General features: G+C 35.4%; 17 protein-coding genes. 14 read left to right on the plus strand and 3 right to left on the minus strand.

What is annotated here, in order from left to right; all coding sequences use genetic code 11:
• Window positions 1–88 precede the first annotated feature (88 nt).
• Entirely contained in the window at window positions 89–670 is a 582-nt protein-coding gene (locus C7K42_RS01955; protein ID WP_124175384.1) for a hypothetical protein, read from the plus strand.
• Between the two features lie 108 nt (window positions 671–778).
• Here the strand turns inward: C7K42_RS01955 and C7K42_RS01960 are convergent, their stop codons facing one another.
• Window positions 779–2,731: a BCCT family transporter gene (locus tag C7K42_RS01960; protein ID WP_234976203.1), complete on the minus strand. Its 1,953-nt coding sequence runs from the start codon at window positions 2,729–2,731 to the stop codon at window positions 779–781.
• A 406-nt stretch (window positions 2,732–3,137) separates the two neighbouring features.
• Between C7K42_RS01960 and C7K42_RS01965 the strand changes: the two genes are divergently transcribed.
• The 8 genes from C7K42_RS01965 (at window position 3,138) to C7K42_RS02000 (ending at window position 10,072) form a co-directional block, all read left to right on the plus strand.
• Window positions 3,138–3,521: a DUF6841 family protein gene (locus C7K42_RS01965; RefSeq protein WP_014124742.1), complete on the plus strand. Its 384-nt coding sequence runs from the start codon at window positions 3,138–3,140 to the stop codon at window positions 3,519–3,521.
• 56 nt (window positions 3,522–3,577) lie between these two features.
• On the plus strand, window positions 3,578–4,363 hold the full coding sequence (locus C7K42_RS01970) for an SDR family oxidoreductase (RefSeq protein ID WP_014124743.1): 786 nt from the start codon (window positions 3,578–3,580) through the stop codon (window positions 4,361–4,363).
• Window positions 4,364–4,515: 152 nt separating this feature from the next.
• Window positions 4,516–5,187 carry a SatD family protein gene (locus C7K42_RS01975; RefSeq protein ID WP_014124744.1) on the plus strand — a complete coding sequence of 224 codons (672 nt, stop codon included), beginning with the start codon at window positions 4,516–4,518 and terminating at the stop codon, window positions 5,185–5,187.
• Window positions 5,188–5,203: 16 nt separating this feature from the next.
• Window positions 5,204–5,941, plus strand: a complete 738-nt coding sequence (locus C7K42_RS01980) for a DUF3307 domain-containing protein (RefSeq protein WP_014124745.1) — start codon at window positions 5,204–5,206, stop codon at window positions 5,939–5,941.
• 11 nt (window positions 5,942–5,952) lie between these two features.
• Complete coding sequence (locus C7K42_RS01985) at window positions 5,953–7,452, plus strand: carboxypeptidase M32 (RefSeq protein WP_014124746.1); 1,500 nt, start codon at window positions 5,953–5,955, stop codon at window positions 7,450–7,452.
• 7 nt (window positions 7,453–7,459) lie between these two features.
• A complete protein-coding gene (locus tag C7K42_RS01990; RefSeq protein ID WP_014124747.1) occupies window positions 7,460–8,095 on the plus strand; it encodes an HD domain-containing protein in 636 nt (211 codons plus the stop codon).
• Between the two features lie 86 nt (window positions 8,096–8,181).
• Window positions 8,182–8,544, plus strand: coding sequence for a hypothetical protein (locus tag C7K42_RS01995; RefSeq protein ID WP_041591816.1), 363 nt, complete (start codon window positions 8,182–8,184; stop codon window positions 8,542–8,544).
• A 181-nt stretch (window positions 8,545–8,725) separates the two neighbouring features.
• Window positions 8,726–10,072 carry a DEAD/DEAH box helicase gene (locus tag C7K42_RS02000; protein ID WP_061840574.1) on the plus strand — a complete coding sequence of 449 codons (1,347 nt, stop codon included), beginning with the start codon at window positions 8,726–8,728 and terminating at the stop codon, window positions 10,070–10,072.
• Here C7K42_RS02000 and C7K42_RS13345 read toward each other — a convergent pair.
• Complete coding sequence (locus C7K42_RS13345) at window positions 10,061–10,966, minus strand: DNA-deoxyinosine glycosylase (protein WP_307718646.1); 906 nt, start codon at window positions 10,964–10,966, stop codon at window positions 10,061–10,063. The genes C7K42_RS02000 and C7K42_RS13345 overlap by 12 nt on opposite strands.
• A gap of 102 nt (window positions 10,967–11,068) precedes the next feature.
• On the opposite strand from C7K42_RS13345, the gene C7K42_RS02010 reads away from it, so the two are divergent.
• The 4 genes from C7K42_RS02010 (at window position 11,069) to cls (ending at window position 17,874) form a co-directional block, all read left to right on the plus strand.
• Window positions 11,069–12,121 (plus strand): DUF7278 family profilin-like fold-containing protein, encoded by a 1,053-nt coding sequence (locus C7K42_RS02010; RefSeq protein ID WP_041591817.1) that lies wholly within the window; start codon window positions 11,069–11,071, stop codon window positions 12,119–12,121.
• 334 nt (window positions 12,122–12,455) lie between these two features.
• Window positions 12,456–15,095, plus strand: a complete 2,640-nt coding sequence (alaS, locus tag C7K42_RS02015) for an alanine--tRNA ligase (protein ID WP_103099621.1) — start codon at window positions 12,456–12,458, stop codon at window positions 15,093–15,095.
• A gap of 151 nt (window positions 15,096–15,246) precedes the next feature.
• Window positions 15,247–16,398 carry a cation diffusion facilitator family transporter gene (locus C7K42_RS02020; RefSeq protein WP_094243573.1) on the plus strand — a complete coding sequence of 384 codons (1,152 nt, stop codon included), beginning with the start codon at window positions 15,247–15,249 and terminating at the stop codon, window positions 16,396–16,398.
• Window positions 16,399–16,407: 9 nt separating this feature from the next.
• Window positions 16,408–17,874: a cardiolipin synthase gene (cls, locus tag C7K42_RS02025; protein ID WP_103099622.1), complete on the plus strand. Its 1,467-nt coding sequence runs from the start codon at window positions 16,408–16,410 to the stop codon at window positions 17,872–17,874.
• Here the strand turns inward: cls and C7K42_RS02030 are convergent.
• A complete protein-coding gene (locus tag C7K42_RS02030; protein WP_014124755.1) occupies window positions 17,860–18,270 on the minus strand; it encodes a ribonuclease HI family protein in 411 nt (136 codons plus the stop codon). The two genes, cls and C7K42_RS02030, sit on opposite strands and share 15 nt — an antisense overlap.
• 82 nt (window positions 18,271–18,352) lie before the next feature.
• On the opposite strand from C7K42_RS02030, the gene C7K42_RS02035 reads away from it, so the two are divergent.
• Window positions 18,353–18,748, plus strand: a complete 396-nt coding sequence (locus tag C7K42_RS02035) for an EbsA family protein (protein WP_061840564.1) — start codon at window positions 18,353–18,355, stop codon at window positions 18,746–18,748.
• The last annotated feature ends 40 nt before the right edge of the window (window positions 18,749–18,788 follow it).

Genomic DNA, 18,788 nt, shown 5'->3' on the forward strand with positions numbered 1-18,788 from the left:
CGCACAAGTTTGTTTTTTGAAATGGGCTATTGAAAAGAGAATTCTTATCTTAGAGAACGATTCATTGATCAAAAGAGCGCCTACTACGATGTTTTTTCTAACAGAAGATAGAATGGAAGAGGAATCAGTTGAGTCTTTACTTTGGAATATTTTATTGGAAGCTGCAGATGAAAAAAACAAAATAATCGATCAAGAACTTAAAAACATCGTTAAAGAGGAGGCTTTACTTTTTGTTTCCTTAGAAAATAAATTGACGAATGATTCAAAGAATTTCTTGATTGAAAATGGATTTTTAGTGGAAAAAGAGCGGCGATTGCTTTATTTTAACCTCAAAACAAGTCAGCATAGTACGACAAAAGGTGAGAAGTTATATAACCATTTAAAAGAATACTTTCATTATCTAGAAGATCTTATTGACCAAAATTTTGATTTGAAAAATGAGATTGAATCTTGGGAAGAAGTCTTTACTTGGATAAGTCTTTTTGGTTTGGCGGATAAAGTATATAATAAAATGAAAAAAATACCTTCTCAGCAGCTTGATATACCAACAGGAATGCCTAAACAACTTATAGAAACGTATAAAAAACTGGCTCCATTTTTGGATAGTTTTTCTATCGGGTTTACTTATGCAAGTAATTCTATGAATTCTGGTAGAAGTTGCTGTGTGTAGAATTTTAGTAAGCTTTTATTGAGCTAACAATAGATTGACAAAAAAGAGAGGATCGTTAGGTTCACAGTAAGTAAACCTAACGATCCTCTCTTTTTTAATTGAAGAACTCTACTGCGAGCTTTGACTTTCTGTATTGTAGTCATCTTCATTTGTTTCTTCGTTTGTATCTTCTTCAGGATCTTCTTCTTCAGCAAGTTTTTCAGCAACATTTTCGACTAAAGCCTTGTCTTCAACATTAGATTGTACAACTTCAGTGATAATATGATCATTTCTGACTTTGCGGAGTTTTTCTCTAACCGCTCGTTCGATCAAGAACTCTTGTCTTAATCCTAGGTATAAGGAATAAACCATAGCAAGTAAAACAAAGGTAAACGGTAGCCCGGTAATAATCGAAGCTGTCTGTAAGGCAGTCAGACCTCCACCAATAAGTAATACTGCAGCTACAGCACCTTCTATGATAGCCCAAAAAATTCTTTGTGCGAGAGGAGTATCCAATTTTCCTCCTGAAGTTAAGTGATCAATCACCAATGAACCTGAATCAGAAGAAGTAATAAAGAACACTGTAACCAATATGATTCCCACAACTGATAAAATACTCGATAGTGGCAAGCTATCTGATAATGAGAACAGGGCTAAGGATTCATCCACATTAACGACACTTGCTAAATCATTTATACCATTGATTTGTTGATATAAGGCAGTTCCTCCAAGTATACTCATAAATATTGCCGAGATGATCGTTGGAACAAGAACGACACCGATGATAAATTCCTTAACGGATCTACCTTTAGAAATCCTGGCAATAAACATTCCTACAAATGGAGACCAAGAAATCCACCAAGCCCAATAAAACAATGTCCAACTACCTTGCCAATTTGTACTAGTGAAGGTTTCTGTCCAAAAGCTCATTTCTATAAAGTTCGCAGCATAATACCCAAGATTTTGTGTAAAGCCGCTCAGTATAAATACCGTAGGGCCTACTAAGAGGATGAAAAGAGCAAAAATTGCTGCTAAGACCATATTGATTTCGCTTAATTTTTGTACACCCTTATCAAGCCCTAAAACGACTGAAGTTGTTGCAAAAGCGGTAATTACAATGATTAATACAATCTGAATGCCTGGACTTATTGATATCCCGAAAAGATAATTTAAACCAGCATTAACTTGTGAAACGCCAAGTCCAAGAGAGGTGGCCAATCCCGTCATGGTTGCTAAAACAGATAATATATCAATGATGTTACCCCACCAGCCGTATATCTTATTTCCTATCAAAGGGTAAAAAAGGGAGCGTATTGTTAAAGGAAGCCCCTTATTATAAGAAAAGAAAGCAAGCCCTAAACCTACGATCGCATAAATTGCCCAGGGATGTATCCCCCAGTGGAAGAAAGATGAGGTCAATGCTGTTTTAACCGCTCCAGCAGAATTTGGATCAACATTAAACATGGGAGAAGGTTCACCTAAGTGTGAGATGGGTTCTGCGACACTCCAGAAAACAAGTCCGATGCCCATTCCTGCACTTAATAACATCGCAAACCAGCCCCACCTGGAAAATTCTGGCTTAGCATCGTTACCGCCGATGACGATTTTTCCATAACGGCTGAAAGCAAAAAAGAGACCTGCGCCAATAAATATGGCGGTTGCTAAAATCATAAACCAACCTGTGTAATTTGTAACAGCGTCTAAAATGTAATCAAAAACGACATTTGCTTCTTGCGAAAATATTGATAATAAAATGATGAATAATAACAAGATGATAGTCGCAGGAATGGTAACTTGGGGGTGAATATCAACGCCCCATCCTTTCCAATTACGTTCCCCAATTTCTTCTTTTCCTTCTTCATCGAATAAAGACGTCGTAGGATTTATTTGCAAACCTCTAAATGGTGGCCGATTTTCTATGGCTTCTTTACGCGCTCGGGCTTCTTCTTTGCGCATTTTTCTAGCTAATTCGCGTTCTGATTCAAGTTCTGGGTTACGTTTTGATCTTGTATTTTCTTTTCCACGTCTACGATTTCCTTTTCTCGCTTGCTTCTGAGTATGATTCTCTTTGTTTTCAGGCAATATTTGATTTCCTTTCTATTTTTTTTATTAATGTAGCGCTCGTGATGATTGTCTTTAGGAGTTCATTAAAAAAGAGAGGCAATTCCTCTCTTTTCTCATGTTCTCATTCATAAACAACCAAAATATAATATAATCAGAAGTATTATATCATTTTCATTTCTGTAATCAAATATCTAAATTATTTTTTTAGTTATAATGAGTGAAATAAAGGGATCATTCACTAAATTTCATTGACTAGTTTCTAAAGATAAAAAGCGTTTTCTCAAGCATTATGGTATACTGTTGTTACGTTTACTAGAAAAAACTTTGTACTAAACTCAGAGCTTTGTTAAGCTATAAGCAATAGAAAGGATGTAATAATGGAGCATTCCCAAATGAAAGATAAAATAAATCCTATGAGCAGCAAATGAATAGTTCTTTGGCTAAAGAGGCTGATTTAGAAACTATTGCGAATTTTTATACGGAAGAATTTATCGCTGCTAATCCAACTGGGGTAAAAACGGGAGAAAATAATGATCAGCTTAAAGAGGCAATGGATAAAGGGTATGAATATTACCGTTTAATTGGTACAAAAGAAATGAAATGCCAGTCTATTGATACTATACCTCTTGACGAGCAGCATGCAGTTGCTACTACTCATTGGAAAGCCGTTTATCTTAAAGAAGAAAAAGAAATAGTTATTCCTTTTACATCGAATTATCTTATTCAATTTAGAGAAGGTCAGCCTAAAATCTTTGGTTGGGTCACTGGAGATGAGACGCAAGTATTAAAAGAACATGGCATTATTTAATAGCTTTTAAAGCGATTTAAAAAAATAAATAACGTTTTGATAGGAGGAATGAATCAATGGATTTACAAATCAAAGGGAAAACGGCTTTAGTACTAGCTTCAAGCGATGGTTTGGGTAAGGCCATTGCTCAGGAATTAGCCAATGAAGGAGCTAATGTTATGTTGACTAGCCGCACAGAAGAGAATTTAAAGCTAGCTAAAGAAGAAATTGAAAAAACAGCTACTGGTTCTGTTGCTTATTGCTTGTTAGATCAGACAAAAAATGAAAGCATTGCAGCAGCAGTAAAAACGACAAGGGAAACATTCGGTTCTATTTCAATTTTAGTGAATAACTCTGGCGGGCCTCCTGCTGGAAATTTCGAAGATTTTGGAGATGAAGACTGGCAAAAAGCATTTGAGCTTACTTTATTAAGTTATATTCGAGTTATTCGTATGGTTTTACCGGATTTAAAAGAAAATAAGGGTCGTATTTTAAATAATACTTCTTCTTCGACAAAAGAACCCATTGATGGGCTGACTTTATCTAATGTATTTAGAGTAGGGATTTTGGGCCTTGCAAAAACATTATCGCAAGAATTAGCTCAAGATGACATATTAGTAAATACGATTGGACCAGGACGTATTCAAACAAAACGAGTGGACGAACTTGACCAAGTGAATGCGAAGAAAAAGGGAGAGACAAAAGAAGCTGTACAAGAAGCGAATCTTTCAACTATTCCTATGGGACGTTATGGAAAACCAGAGGAATTTGCAAAAGTAGCTACTTTCTTAGTTTCGGGGGCTAACTCTTATCTGACAGGTCAAAATCTTCTGGTTGACGGTGGAAAAGTTAAGTCGATTTAGGTGAGAACACAATATAAGGGACGTTAATTAGAGACATTTTCACAATTAATTCCCTTTTTGATAAATCTTTAACAATGATTCGTTTTAAAGTGAATTAAATTGATTGATTCGCTACTAAAGGAATCGTATAATGGGTTTAGGAGGTGTTTAGCATGTCTACGGCTACAACTTATTATCCCTATATAGCGGTTATTGGCGATATTAAAGATTCAAGAAATTTAGGTCATCGAAAAGCAAACCAGCAGAAATTTACTAAAACTTTAGCACGATTAAATCATGTGTATCAGAAAGATATAGCAGCTCAGTTCACAGTGAGTATGGGCGATGCTTTTCAAGGTTTATTGAAAGATGCCAGCCATCTAATGGTAATGCTTTTTGAACTTGAGCTGAGTTTAGCGCCTATTGAATTACGTATAGGTATTGGTTTAGGTGATATTGAAACAGAGCTTAATACAGAAAATTCTTTATTAAACGATGGTTCTTCTTACCACCGAGCTCGAGCAATGATTGAACAGATTGAAAGAAGCGAAAAGCAATACGAGCAATGTTATTCCAATATTTTATTGTCCACTGGGGAGCAAGCTGTTCATTATGAAAAGCTCATTAATACGATTTTTTCTCTAGAGTCTGTTATAAAGACGAAATGGACGGAAAGACAAAAAGAAATTATTCGAACTTATTTAGCAAATGAAAAAAACCAATATATGACTGCTGAAGCTTTAAATATTGGACAGTCGAGTGTCAATAAAGCATTGAATAGCGCGGAGTTTTATACCTTTAACAATTCATTAATCACGCTGCAAAACGTGATTAATGAATTGTAGCTGGAGATGGGAGTATATGGTAAATAGTTTATTTTTACATTTTTTTATTGGGCATATCTTAGCCGATTATTATTTTCAGACTTCGACAATAGCCAAAGAAAAAGAAAGCACATTCCGTTATTTACTATTGCATTGTTTTATTTATCTAGTGACCATGGTTATAGTTATTTTTCCATTGTTTAACTGGCCATTATTTTGGGGAGCACTTTTTATTGGGATGATTCACTTTTTCATTGATGCTTGTAAAGCCTTACTCAATAAATATTTTACATTTAACGATTTACAAAATGTCCTTCTTTATTTTACGGACCAGCTGTTACACATTTTAACCATTTTATTGCTAGTGACATTTATTGCATTGGCTCAAATAGATATCAATTACCTTCTTTTCTTAAAAGAACTATTTGTGTATTTGAATGTTGACTTTAAAGAGATATTATCTTGGGTAACGGTGTTGCTTTTGGTTTTACAACCAAGCAGTATTACAATCAGAAAAGTTCTCGACCACTTTGATCCCAAGTCTTCAGATGAGGGGGTTGCTAACGCAGGAGCACTTATCGGCGTTTTTGAACGTCTACTTATTTTGTTTATGCTTTATGCTAATCAATACGCAGCTATTGGTTTTGTACTAACTGCTAAATCAATTGCTCGTTATAACAAAATAGCTGAAGATCCTAAATTTGCGGAATATTATTTATTAGGCACTTTACTAAGTTCGTTGTTAGTGATTGCAAGTTTTACAATTATTTTTTAAGGGGTACTGAAATGAAAGAACAAGAGTTTTTAACAGAATTAAAAGAAATGGATATGCTGCAACAAGCACTGGCAATCTTAGAATGGGACGCACAAACTGGGATGCCAGCTGAAGCTAGCAATGCTCGTGCAGAAGTATCCAGTTATTTATATGGAAAATATTTTTCTAAAAAAATCGGTCCTAAAATGTCTGAAGCGATTGCATATTTTTCGCAACACCCAGAAAAGCTTTCTGAAGTTGGAAAAGCTGCGCTGACATTAGTAAAAGAAGAATATGAAAGAGAACAAGCCGTGCCTAATGAGTTGATGGTTGAATATAGTAAAGCTACGGCTAATGCCCATCATGCTTGGCAAAAAGCAAGACAGGCAAAGGATTTCTCTTTGTTTTATGATGCGTTAAAAAATAATATTCGTTTAACAAAAGAATTGATTTCTTATTGGAAAAAAGATGAGCAGACTGATTACGATGTATTACTAAATATTTATGAACCAAATATGACAACTGAAACTTTAGATGATGTATTTTCTACAGTTCGTGATGGAATTATGGCGATTTATCAAAAAATTGAAAATTACGGAATAAAACCAAGAACAGATTTTTTACATCGTAAAGTAGCAAAAGAGCAGCAACAAAAATTTGTCACAAAAGTTGTAGAAGATCTCGGTTTTGATCTTAGCCGTGGGCGTATTGACGACACAATTCACCCTTTTGCTACAGGGATTAATCATCAGGATGTACGTTTAACCAACCGCTGGAATGAAACAGACTTTTCTATGGGAATTTTTGGTTTGATTCATGAAGCCGGACATGGTGTTTATGAGCAAAATATTGCTGAAAAATTTGAATATACACCGGTACATGAAGGTGCTTCTATGGGAATCCATGAATCCCAGTCATTATTTAATGAACTTGTCATTGCTAGTCGTAAATCTTTTTGGCAAAAACAATATCCTTTTTTGCAAGCGTGCGTTGATGGTACTTTTGCTGATATTTCATTTACAGATTTCTATGCCTCACTCCAACAGACACAAGCCAGTTTGATTCGAATTGAAGCAGATAGTCTTACATATATTTTACATATTATCATTCGTTACGAGATTGAGAAAATGATTTTTAATGAAGAGGTTAAGGTAGAGGATTTGCCACAACTTTGGAATGATAAATATGAAAAATATCTAGGCGTCCGTCCAGCAAATGATTTAGAAGGGATATTGCAAGACGTTCATTGGTCAGCAGCTGAATTTGGTTATTTTCCATCCTATGCCTTAGGTTATATGTATGCTTGTCAACTTTACTATGCCATGAAAAAAGAACTGGATGTCGATCAAATTTTGAAATCGGATGATTACTCAGCTATTCAAAAATGGCTAAGTCAAAATATTCATCAATATGGGGCTTCTAAAAAACCCAATCAATTGATTTATGACGCTAGTGGTGAAGCATTGAATCCACAGTATTTACTTGATTATTTACAAGAAATTTATTTTGCTGTCTATCAAATAAGCGAGTAGGAAAAATATGGAGAAATTAAAAGACGTTATTTCATACGCGCAAGAAAATTTAGCGCAAGAAAGTACAGGGCATGATTTTGAGCATGCAAAAAGAACAGCCGGTTTAGCAGAAAAGATCATAAAAAAAGACCAATTAGCAGTAAATAATTTTATTGTTATGGCAAGTGCTTATTTACATGATATGATTGATGACAAAGTGACAGACGAGCCTGAAAAAGCACAGCGAACCTTAGTTCATTTTTTGCAAGAAATAAATTGTTCTTTTGCAGAAATCGAAGCGATTTTAGAAATTATTCAAAATTTATCTTTTTCCGCCGAAATGTTTGCAAAAGCAAAGTCACTTTCATTAGAAGGAAAAATTGTACAGGATGCAGATCGTTTGGAAGCGCTAGGGGCCGTTGGAATCCTACGAGCTGCTTATTTTAGCGGTGCCCACGGTCAAGCGATCTATGATGAAAATAAAGCTGTGCAACACTTTCATAGCAAAGAAGATTATCGTCGACCATCAACCATGATCAATCATATGTATGAAAAACTGTTTTTACTGCCAGAAATGATGAATACCTATTACGGAAAAAAAGAAGGAAACCGTCGAAAAGCATTTATGGAAGACTTTTTAGAGGAATTTTATAAAGAGTGCTAAATTTGTCCATTATTTCTTTTTTTCAGAGTAAATTATTTTCATTTTTTATTTCTTTCTTTATAATGAAAGAGAAAGGGGCGTGAAGATTGTTTTTTCAACATATGTTAAAGCCGAAGGAATTGGCATTTGTCGTTCCCAATGTCAACGAATGCTTGTTTGCTATTCATACTAAACTTACCACTCGTGACTATAATGTCGCTGTTTATAAGTATGGTCAAGAATATTTTGTTTTAGATGATGGCTGTATTTTTCAACAAATTCAGGGGATCGATCAAGAAAGCCAAGGAGACGAGGAAGAGCTACTTCCTTATGTAGAAGAAGCTTTTGAGAAAAATTGTTATACTATAGTTGAGGAAAAATTTATTCAGTTGGAGTTAGGTATTTTATCGACGATGTCTATTGATAGCCCGGTACAAGTTAAATATTATGAATTTGTTGACTTTATTTAAGAGATACAGGTTAGAAGGTCTTTATTCGCTAAAAATCTTTTAACCTGTATCTTATTTCTGTCTTTAAGGTATGAAAAATCAATATTAATCTGATATAGTCAAACCATTAACAAACATTCTATTTCTATGCTCATTTCCATGATAAAGATAATTATATAATAAAAAGAAAGAAGGTGGATGAATGACCTTTGAATCATTCGCATTTCAACCATTTATTTATCAAGCATTAAATGAAAGTGGCTTTGAAACACCCACAGAAGTTCAAGAAAAATTAATTCCTTTGATCCAAAAAAGACGTAATATTGTAGGGCGATCACAAACAGGCACGGGCAAGACGCACACCTTTTTACTTCCTTTGATCGATCAAGTGGAAGTAGATAAAGATGAAGTTCAGGTTGTCATTACAACACCAAGTAGGGAATTGGCAGAACAAATTTATCAGGCGGCTAAACAGATTACCGCATTTGCGCCTAAGGATATTCGCGTCTCAAAGTTTGTGGGCGGTACCGATAAACAAAGACAACTGGAACAGTTGCAGCATCAGCAACCCCAAATAGTCATTGGTACTCCTGGGCGGATTTTAGATATGGTCAATGAAAATGCACTGCTTATTTATAAAAGCCGAGCATTCGTTGTTGACGAAGCTGATATGACACTGGATCTAGGGTTCTTGCCTGAAGTAGACCAGATTGCTACAAAATTTTCAGAAGATATACAGATGATGGTGTTTTCTGCGACTATCCCGGAAAAGTTGCGTCCATTTTTAAAAAAATATGTAACACATCCGGTAGTTGAAGACATAAAGCCGCAATCCTTGATTGCTGATACTATTGAAAATTGGTTGATTTCCACAAAAGGAAGAGATAAAAACCAGTTGATTTTTCAATTACTAACCATCGGTCAACCTTATTTAGCTGTCGTCTTTGCTAACACTAAAGAACATGTAGATGAAATTAGCGATTTTTTGCAAAATCAAGGATTAAAAGTAGCGACAATCCATGGAGACATTCCTGCTAGACAGCGGAAACGGATCATGCGACAAATTCACCATCTGGATTATCAATATATCGTTGCTACAGATTTAGCAGCTCGTGGGATTGATATCGAGGGAATCAGTCATGTAATTAACGCAGAGCTGCCTCGTGACTTAGATTTCTTTATTCACCGGGTCGGACGAACTGGTCGCAATCAGTTAAAGGGAACGGCCATTACGCTGTATGATCCCAGTGATGAGTATGCCATCAATTCACTAGAAAAAATGGGGATTGATTTTGAGCCTAAAGAAATCAAACAGGGAGAAATTGTTACAACTTATGACCGTAATCGACGTCAAAAAAGAGAAAAAACTTCTGAAGAGTTGGATCCTGAAACGATTGGTTATGTTAAAAAGCAAAAGAAAAAAGTAAAACCAGGTTATAAAAAGAAAATCAAACAGGAAATTAATAAAAGTAATCAAGAAAAGCGTAAATTAGAACGGCGAAAACAACAACGAGCCGCAAAAAGAGAAAAGAAAAATTCAAATCGTTAAAGTCTTTTGCATTTTCACACAAGGAAGTCCATCTTCTAGAAATTCCTGAGATATTATTCGATAGCCGTTTTTTTGATAAAATGCAACAGCTTGTTTTTCTGCTGTTAACTGACTGAATTGATAGCCTTGGCTGATAGCTTTTGTCTCAAAAATTTTTAATAATTTGCTAGCAATCCCTTGTTTTCTAGCTTTTTTAGCTACACAAAAACGATCAGGAGAGATCGTCTTACTATCAAAAGCTTCATAACGTATAGTAGCAAGAGCTTCTTTTTGTTTGAAAGTGACAAAGTAGTTGTTGAATGCATTTGTTTGTTCATCAAATTCTAAGTAAGGTTTAATTTGTTGTTCCAATACAAAGACTTGATAGCGAAGGTAAAAGGCAGCTGCTTTGATCCAGTGATCGTTGCCAAAAAAAGTTGTATAGCTATTATCCAATGCTTGCTTCCACTCTTTTTGTCGGTTATCAGCACGACTGTTATTGGCACCACTTGTTGATAGACAGTAATAGATATTTTGTTCAACAAAGAGTTGTTGGTTTATAATTTCTTGATAAGCTGTTTTACCATTAGCAATGACTGTTTTAATAGGTGCAGTTTCAAGCAATTGATTAAAATCATTTAATTTATAATTGCTAAAATGATGATCCATACTACCTTTACGTTCAAAACTTTGGTAAACATCCCAAAGGCCAATATGATGGTCCAATAGGACTTGTAGTCGTTTATGATAAATTTTGGGATCAGGAATTTGTAAAGCTGTAAAAATAATTTGCCAAAAACGATTTGCTTGGTTACCATAATACTGTTGTTTTTCTAAAGAATGAACACTAGGCGCACTACCTAGGATCAAAATTTCGGTATTTTTATTAAAAACGGGCGCTAGTCCTGTCTGCATTGTTATCTAACTCCTAACTGTAATTTTTAAATAGCAAAATGTTATACTTTATTTTACCAAAGTTACTGATACAAAACATAAAAAATGAGGGGAGCAGTGAGTGTGAATATCTTTGAGGCTTTAGAATCAACCCAGTGGAAAAACTTATCGCTTGAATTAAAAACGCAGGTGATGAATCAAGTGCTGAAGTATTTTGTCAGCCCCTTGAAAAAAGTTTCTGATGTCACTTATCAGCAATTCGAGCTAGATGGTGTAAAATGTGGCAGTTTCGAATGTTCAATTGACGGAGAACGTTTTGTTTTAGTCCCAGGAAACCAAGCGGCGATACTAGGCTGGGGGTCGGGTACACAGGGCATAGCACGCAATTTGTGGGATCAAACGCCTGCTCAAGAGAACGAGTCCTATCGTAAAATCAAAAGTAATTATGGACTAAAGACTGCTGAAGATTGGGAAATATTTGTGAATGAGTCAACGTCTCCTTTGCGAAAACGCAATGTTGCACCTATGCTTGTGCAAAAAAGGGCACAACCTGTTGGGACCACTTATATTGGTGACCTAGATATTATCACAGGTGAGTTTAGCGGACGTTTGGAAGATTTTTTACCCATCAAGCAATCACTGCTCAGTTATTTTAAGCAAGCGCAAACTTTTGAGGAAAGTTTACAATTTGTCCCCCCACAAGAGATTTTTGAAAAAGATAAGTTTTATGCCTTGCTTTCAGAAAAAAATGAAAAATATGCTGTTTACAGACATGAAACTTGTCATTTAAATCAGTTGCAGAAGAAAATGGATGACCAATTGTTTGACTTACTGACAGAAGATCAGTTGGAGTATGCCATTTCTGGTGCTACACGTAAGTTATTCCGTTGGGGAGGCGAATTAGAAGAAGACGATAGTTATTATGGGAAACAGACAAGTCAAAAAATACGGCAAGCGAATATGTTTGGATTATATTTCGCAAGCGATCTTTCTTATTGGGAATTAACGGATTCTATGTATTTAAAAGCGGAGAAAAGTGAAAAAATAGGCCATCCCTTATTCGACCATTTGCCGCTAGCCTCTTATTATCGTTCACGTAAAAATTTAGCTAAAGAAGAGTTAATGGATCCGTGCGATTTTCGTTTTCGTAAAGCGATTGTTATTCAAAATGGCTGATATTTTATAGGAAGACGTTGAAATGAATTGACATTTTCTGAAAATTTGCCTATACTTTGGAAGGAATAAAGGACATGGTCAAAGATACAATCCTTCTACAGAAAGTTTTTTAGTGCTGAGAGAAAAACAAGGTGCTTTTTGACTGCTCCCTTTTAGTATGTTTGGTAGGAATATCAACGCAACTTCGGCGTTATCGAAGCCTAAGAGGTAATGATCGACATCATTGCAAGTAAGGTGGTACCGCGTGTAGACGTCCTTGCTTTGCAAAGGTGTCTTTTTAATTTTATTGAGAGAAAACAAAAAATTATAATATTATTATACGAGGAGAATAATTATGAAAAATTTATCAAGTGCTGAAATTCGGCAAATGTTTTTAGATTTTTTCAAATCAAAGGGACATTCGATTGAACCTAGTGCTTCTTTAGTACCAATAGATGACCCGACCTTATTATGGATTAATTCAGGAGTGGCTACCGTAAAAAAATATTTTGATGGTTCAGTCGTTCCTGATAACCCACGAATCGCCAATGCGCAAAAGTCAATCCGCACCAATGATATTGAAAATGTGGGACTGACTGCACGTCATCAAACAATGTTTGAAATGTTGGGAAACTTTTCTATAGGTGATTATTTTAAAGAAGAAGCCATCCATTTTGCTTGGGAATTTTTAACTTCGTCAGATTGGATTGGTTTTGATCCTAAGCGTCTATATGTGACAGTCTATCCTAAAGATGAAGAAGCCAAACGGATATGGCAAGAAGAAATCGGCCTTTCTAGCGATCATATCGTAGAAATTGAGGATAACTTTTGGGATATTGGTGCAGGACCAAGTGGCCCGGATACGGAAATTTTTTATGATCGAGGACAAAAATTTAATAATTTAGCCGAAGATGATCCTGAAAACTACGCTGGGGGAGAAAATGAACGCTATTTAGAAATTTGGAACCTAGTTTTTTCCGAATTTAATCATAAGCCAGAAAATACTTACGAACCGCTTCCCAGCAAAAATATTGATACGGGTATGGGATTGGAACGAATTGTTTCAGTTATACAAGATACACCAACAAATTATGAAACAGATTTATTTATGCCGATTATTGAAGAAATTGAAAAAATCAGTGGTCAAGTGAAGTATGGTCAAAAACAAGAAACAGATGTCTCTTTTAGAGTCATTGCTGATCATATTCGTGCTTTAGCATTTGCCATCGCGGATGGCGCTCTTCCTTCTAATGAGGGCAGAGGCTATGTATTACGTCGCTTGTTGCGACGGGCTGATATGCATGGTCAAAAATTACACATTAATCAAGCGTTTCTATATCAACTTGTTGCCACTGTGGGAAAAATCATGAATAGTTATTACCCTGAAGTGTTGCAACAACAAGCCTTTGTCGAAAAAGTGATTAAAAGTGAAGAAGAACGCTTTTACGAAACAATCAATGAAGGTATGGCAATCTTAGATCAGCTTCTTGCAAAAGAAAAAAATGAACAAACAAAAATGATCAGTGGTTCAGATATTTTCAAACTATATGATACTTATGGATTTCCGGTGGAGTTAACGGAAGAAATTGCTGAAGAATCAGGTTTTGGAGTAGATCATACTGGGTTTGAACGCGAAATGGAGGCACAAAGACAACGTGCGCGTAATGCTCGGAGCAAAGAACAATCAATGAAATTGCAATCTAGTTTGTTAACACAAATCGATGTTGACAGTGAATACGTTGGCTATTCCACTTTAGAAACAAAAAGTACATTAGCACTTTTGCTGCAAAACGATAGCTTTGTTGATGAGGTAAATAATGGGCAGGCAGAAGTAATTTTTTCTCAAACACCATTTTATGCTGAAATGGGTGGACAGGTTGCTGATACAGGCGTTATTATTAATCAAACTGGAGAAATTTGCGCTACAGTAAGAGACGTCCAAAAAGCACCTAAAGGACAATATTTACATCAGATTGAAGTAAAAAAAGAATTGCAAAAAGGTCAAGAATATACTCTGCAAGTTGATAAATACCGACATAATAGGATTATTAAGAACCATACAGCTACTCATTTACTGCACAAAGCTTTAAAAGAGGTCTTAGGTAGCCAATCGAATCAAGCAGGTTCATTAGTTGCTCCAGATCATTTACGATTTGATTTTACGCATTTTGGTCAAATTACGACTGAAGAACTCCAAAAAATGGAAAAGATTGTCAATGAAAAAATTTGGCAAGCTTTGCCTGTAACAACGATCGAAACTGATATTGATACGGCGAAAAATATGGGCGCTATGGCGCTGTTTGGTGAAAAATACGGTCATGAAGTTCGAGTTGTCAATATAGCAGACTGGTCGATTGAGCTTTGTGGTGGAAATCATGTGAAAAGCACTGAAGACATCGGCATTTTTAAAATTATTTCTGAATCTGGTATCGGCGCTGGTACCCGAAGAATTGATGCTGTAACCAGCAAAGAAGCTTATCAGCAGTTTAAAGAACAAGAAAATGAATTAGCAAAAGCGGCTGAAATATTAAAACTACCACGGATTAGCGAAGTGGTCGCTAAAACAGAGCAGTTGCAAGAACAACTTCAACAAATGCAAAAGGAAAATGAGAAATTATCTAGCAAGATGGCCAATCAACAAGCTGTCAATGTTTTTAAGGATATCAAATACGCAGGTAATCTTTCTTATATAGCCGCTCAGGTAAATGTAAAAGATATGAATCAACTACGTCAATTGGCAGATCAATGGAAACAACAAAATATCTCTGATGTACTTGTTTTGGCGACAGAAAGTAATGGAAAAGCGAATCTCTTAACTGCTGTTTCTAAAGAGACAATCGATAAAGGAATTAAAGCAGGTGATTTGATTAAAGCGATCGCACCTAAAGTTTCTGGTGGCGGCGGTGGTCGCCCGGACATGGCTCAGGCGGGTGGAAAAAACCCCGACGGTATTTCACAAGCACTAGAAGAAGCAGGTCGTTGGTTAGAAAATTAGGTTTAAAGTAGGTTGGAAAAAAGATTTATTTTCATTTTTCCAGCCTTTTCCTCCTTTTTAGTTGTTATTTTTAAGTATTTCAGGATACAATGTGGTTCTATCGTATGCCGCTTCATTTATTGATTTTTGCTATAATAAGGAGTTTGTGACAATGCTTGAGCATTTTGTAGAAAAAATGATAAAAAACAAGAATAGAGAAGAACAGCGCACAAAAGTTGGACAAATTGCTGGCGTGATAGGATTAGTTTCCAACATTGTTTTATTTTTGGGGAAATTTTCTATTGGATTTATTGCCAACTCTGTTTCAATTATGGCAGATGCAATCAACAGCTTATCCGATATGATCTCTTCAATTTTAACTTTGGTTGGTTTTAAAATCGCAGCCAAACCAGCAGACAAAGAACATCCTTATGGCCATGAACGTTTCGAATATATTAGTGGGTTAGCTGTTTCTTTTATCATCATGCTTGTGGGCGTGCAATTTTTACAAAGTTCTTTTAATAAAATTCTTGATCCAGAAAGTATCACATTTTCTGTTTTGATCTTTATTGTTTTACTCGCCTCAATTATCATCAAAATTTGGCAAGGAAAGATGTATGGAAAGCTTGCAAAAAAAATAGATTCACAGACACTACAAGCTTCAGGCAAAGATAGCTTAAACGATGTCTTTATAACCATTACAGTATTATTATCCGCCTTAGTTGAATACATCAGTGGTTGGCATATTGATGGCTTTGTTGGGTTTGTTTTAGCGCTTTATATTATTTATACTGGTATTAAAATGATTAAAGATTTTATTGATGAGTTATTAGGGAGTCGTCCTTTGGATTATGAAATACAGATCATGGAAGCACGCCTTGCAAATTATCCTTCAATTTTAGGTTATCATGATTTGTTAGTTCACAATTATGGCCCTCAAAGCAAATTTGCTTCGGTACATATTGAAGTTGACGCTTCTTGGGATTTAACTGATGCGCACCAAGTTATTGATATGATTGAAAAAGACTTTAAAGAAAATCTTGAGGTAGAACTTGTTTGTCACCTTGATCCAGTGGCTATTCATGATGATCAATATTTAAAGATCAATCAAGAATTGAACAATATTTTAGCTGACTTAAATCAAGGATTAAAAATGCATGACTTGCGCATAAAAAACCATAATGTATTACAGTTTGATTTGGTTATACCAGAAGGCATTACTGAAAATGAGAATCAGCTAGTAGAGGACATACGTCAATTAGTGATGAAAAGAATCGGAAATTATCACTTAGATGTAAGACTAGACCATAATTATTTACTATAGGGGGAAATAATGGATTTAAGAACAGACTTGGCTATTTTATATCAAATTATTTGGGGATTAATCCTTATTAATACAGTTGTCGCCTTTATTACTGTTTTTCGTCGACCGCGTTCAATTACCAGTATACTTGCGTGGATGATGACCTTGGTTTTTCTTCCGGGTTTGGGTTTTATTTTATACGCTTTTTGCGGTAGAGGGATTGACAGAGAAACTGTTTACTTATTTAGTGAGCAACATCAAAAAAGAATCAGAGAGATCAACAAAATGATTGAAAAGAACAATCAGTACTATCCTCCTAAAACTTATCCATATGAAGCGGATTTGTTAAAACAATACTTTGCCGGAATGGACGAGTCTCCTTTAACAAGGGGAAATCATGTTGAATTTTTTACTGATGGTGAGCAAAAATTTTCTCATTTATTTGAAGATATAAGAAGAGCAAAAGATAATGTTCATGTAGAATACTATGCTTTTTTTAACGATGAAATCGGCAATGCTTTTTTAGACTTGTTGGTAAAAAAAGCCAGAGAAGGTGTAGAGGTTCGCTTGGTATTTGACCCTTGGGGTGGTCGAACGAACGTCCGATTTTTTAAACCTTTGCAAGAGGCTGGAGGCAAAGTCATTCCCTTTATCACTTCAAGAAACTTGATTCGCAAAACACGTTTAAACTATCACTTGCATCGCAAAATTGTTGTCATTGATGGTGAAATCGGCTGGACCGGTGGCTTTAATGTTGGAGATCAATATGTGGGGACAACGGAAAAATTCGGCTATTGGCGCGATACGCATGCCAGAATTGTGGGTACAGCTTCTTTTTCCTTACAAGAGATATTTATCCGCGATTGGAATGCTTCGATAAAAAATAAAAAAGATTTATTAGAATACGAAGAATCTTATTTCGTGCTTCCAACACAAGATGATAATGTGGATGTTCCTATGCATGTGGTGGCTGATGGCCCTGAGTCAATAGAACAAGTTATTGAAGGCGGCTTTATTAAAACGATTGTAGCGGCTAAAGAAAGGGTCTGGATTCAAACGCCATATTTGATTCCGGATGACTCAATGACCAGTGCACTACAGGTTGCACTTCGTTCTGGCGTAGATGTGCGAATCATGATCCCTTGCATGCCAGACCATCCATTTATTTATCGCGCGACGCAATATTATGCCAATTTGTTTCAAAAACTTGGTACTAAAATTTATATTTATGAAGGCGGCTTTATTCATGCCAAAACTTTGCTTGCTGATGATACGATTGCTTCTTTTGGTACAACAAATCAGGATATCAGAAGCTATGAACTCAACTTTGAAGTGAGTGCTTTTGCTTATGATGAAAAGGTGAATAAAGAACTTGCGACAATCTTTGAAGAGGATATGAAACATTCTACTTTATTAACACAAGAAATGATCAAACAACAATCGTATTGGCTGAAGTTTAAACAAAATTTCTCTCGTTTACTTTCACCGATCCTCTAATTGTATGGCTTTTTGTAACCCTTGTCTGGCTAAATGATCAGCCCCCTTATTTTTACTTTCGGGAATCCATTGAATAAGTAGTAGAGGAAAATTTGTTAATTTTTCTTGAATTTCAACCAAGTATTTTTTGAAATCTCGGTTTTTTGTATAGTCTTTCTGCACAGTTTGCGCTAAAATTTTACTATCTGTATAGACAAGAATTGTTTGTGTATGCAAGCCTCGTTTATATAAATCATCCAGCAAGTGGCTAAACACGGCAAACTCCGCTTGATGATTGCTTAGCTGAGTGAGAGCAAAAGATTCTTGTTCGTAGATATCTTCTCCTAAAAGGACAATGCCACCGCCGCTTGGCCCCGGATTCCCTTTGGTTGAAGCGTCAATATAAGATTTTATCATTTATAAACCTCCTACAAATACTGTTCAAGTAATTTGATTATAATATACAGAATTCTTAAATGATAGATGAAAGGAGAGCCACTTGAAAAATTATAAAATTCGCTGGCAACCAGAACGTTCTCTTGCTATTATTTATTGGTCAGTGACCCTTATATTTTTATTTTTAAGTCTGACATTTATTTTAGAACGTGCTGAAGTACATTGGAAAAGTATGCTTTTTATGGTAATATTTCTACTTCTTTTTTATTTAGGCTATCGACGAGCGATTATCGTTCATAAAAATGGCTTACAAATAAATTATGCTCGTTTTTGGAAAACTGATTACTTACCGTTTAATCAGATTGAATCTATCCAAATTTCTGTTAATTTTGTAACCATTAACCTAAAAAAACAAAAACTGGAATTAAGCTTACGTAAAAAGCAAGTAAAATTATTTTGGAAACTATTACCAAAAGAAGTAACTGTGTATTCAAAATAAGTAAAATCAAACGCACATGAAGTGTTTTTAATTGAGCTAT

Origin of the sequence: Tetragenococcus halophilus subsp. halophilus DSM 20339 (assembly GCF_003841405.1) — a bacterium.
Classification (GTDB): domain Bacteria; phylum Bacillota; class Bacilli; order Lactobacillales; family Enterococcaceae; genus Tetragenococcus; species Tetragenococcus halophilus.

Bases quoted from the DNA above. Each gene is read 5' to 3' on its own strand.
- C7K42_RS01955 (WP_124175384.1), top strand. From the start codon at position 89: ATGTTTTTTCTAACAGAAGATAGAATGGAAGAGGAATCAGTTGAGTCT.
- C7K42_RS01975 (WP_014124744.1), top strand. From the start codon at position 4,516: ATGTCTACGGCTACAACTTATTATCCCTATATAGCGGTTATTGGCGAT.
- cls (WP_103099622.1), top strand. From the start codon at position 16,408: ATGGATTTAAGAACAGACTTGGCTATTTTATATCAAATTATTTGGGGA.
- C7K42_RS13345 (WP_307718646.1), bottom strand. From the start codon at position 10,966: ATGCAGACAGGACTAGCGCCCGTTTTTAATAAAAATACCGAAATTTTG.
- C7K42_RS02000 (WP_061840574.1), top strand. From the start codon at position 8,726: ATGACCTTTGAATCATTCGCATTTCAACCATTTATTTATCAAGCATTA.
- C7K42_RS01970 (WP_014124743.1), top strand. From the start codon at position 3,578: ATGGATTTACAAATCAAAGGGAAAACGGCTTTAGTACTAGCTTCAAGC.
- alaS (WP_103099621.1), top strand. From the start codon at position 12,456: ATGAAAAATTTATCAAGTGCTGAAATTCGGCAAATGTTTTTAGATTTT.
- C7K42_RS01990 (WP_014124747.1), top strand. From the start codon at position 7,460: ATGGAGAAATTAAAAGACGTTATTTCATACGCGCAAGAAAATTTAGCG.
- C7K42_RS01980 (WP_014124745.1), top strand. From the start codon at position 5,204: ATGGTAAATAGTTTATTTTTACATTTTTTTATTGGGCATATCTTAGCC.
- C7K42_RS02030 (WP_014124755.1), bottom strand. From the start codon at position 18,270: ATGATAAAATCTTATATTGACGCTTCAACCAAAGGGAATCCGGGGCCA.
- C7K42_RS02020 (WP_094243573.1), top strand. From the start codon at position 15,247: ATGCTTGAGCATTTTGTAGAAAAAATGATAAAAAACAAGAATAGAGAA.
- C7K42_RS01965 (WP_014124742.1), top strand. From the start codon at position 3,138: ATGAATAGTTCTTTGGCTAAAGAGGCTGATTTAGAAACTATTGCGAAT.
- C7K42_RS01985 (WP_014124746.1), top strand. From the start codon at position 5,953: ATGAAAGAACAAGAGTTTTTAACAGAATTAAAAGAAATGGATATGCTG.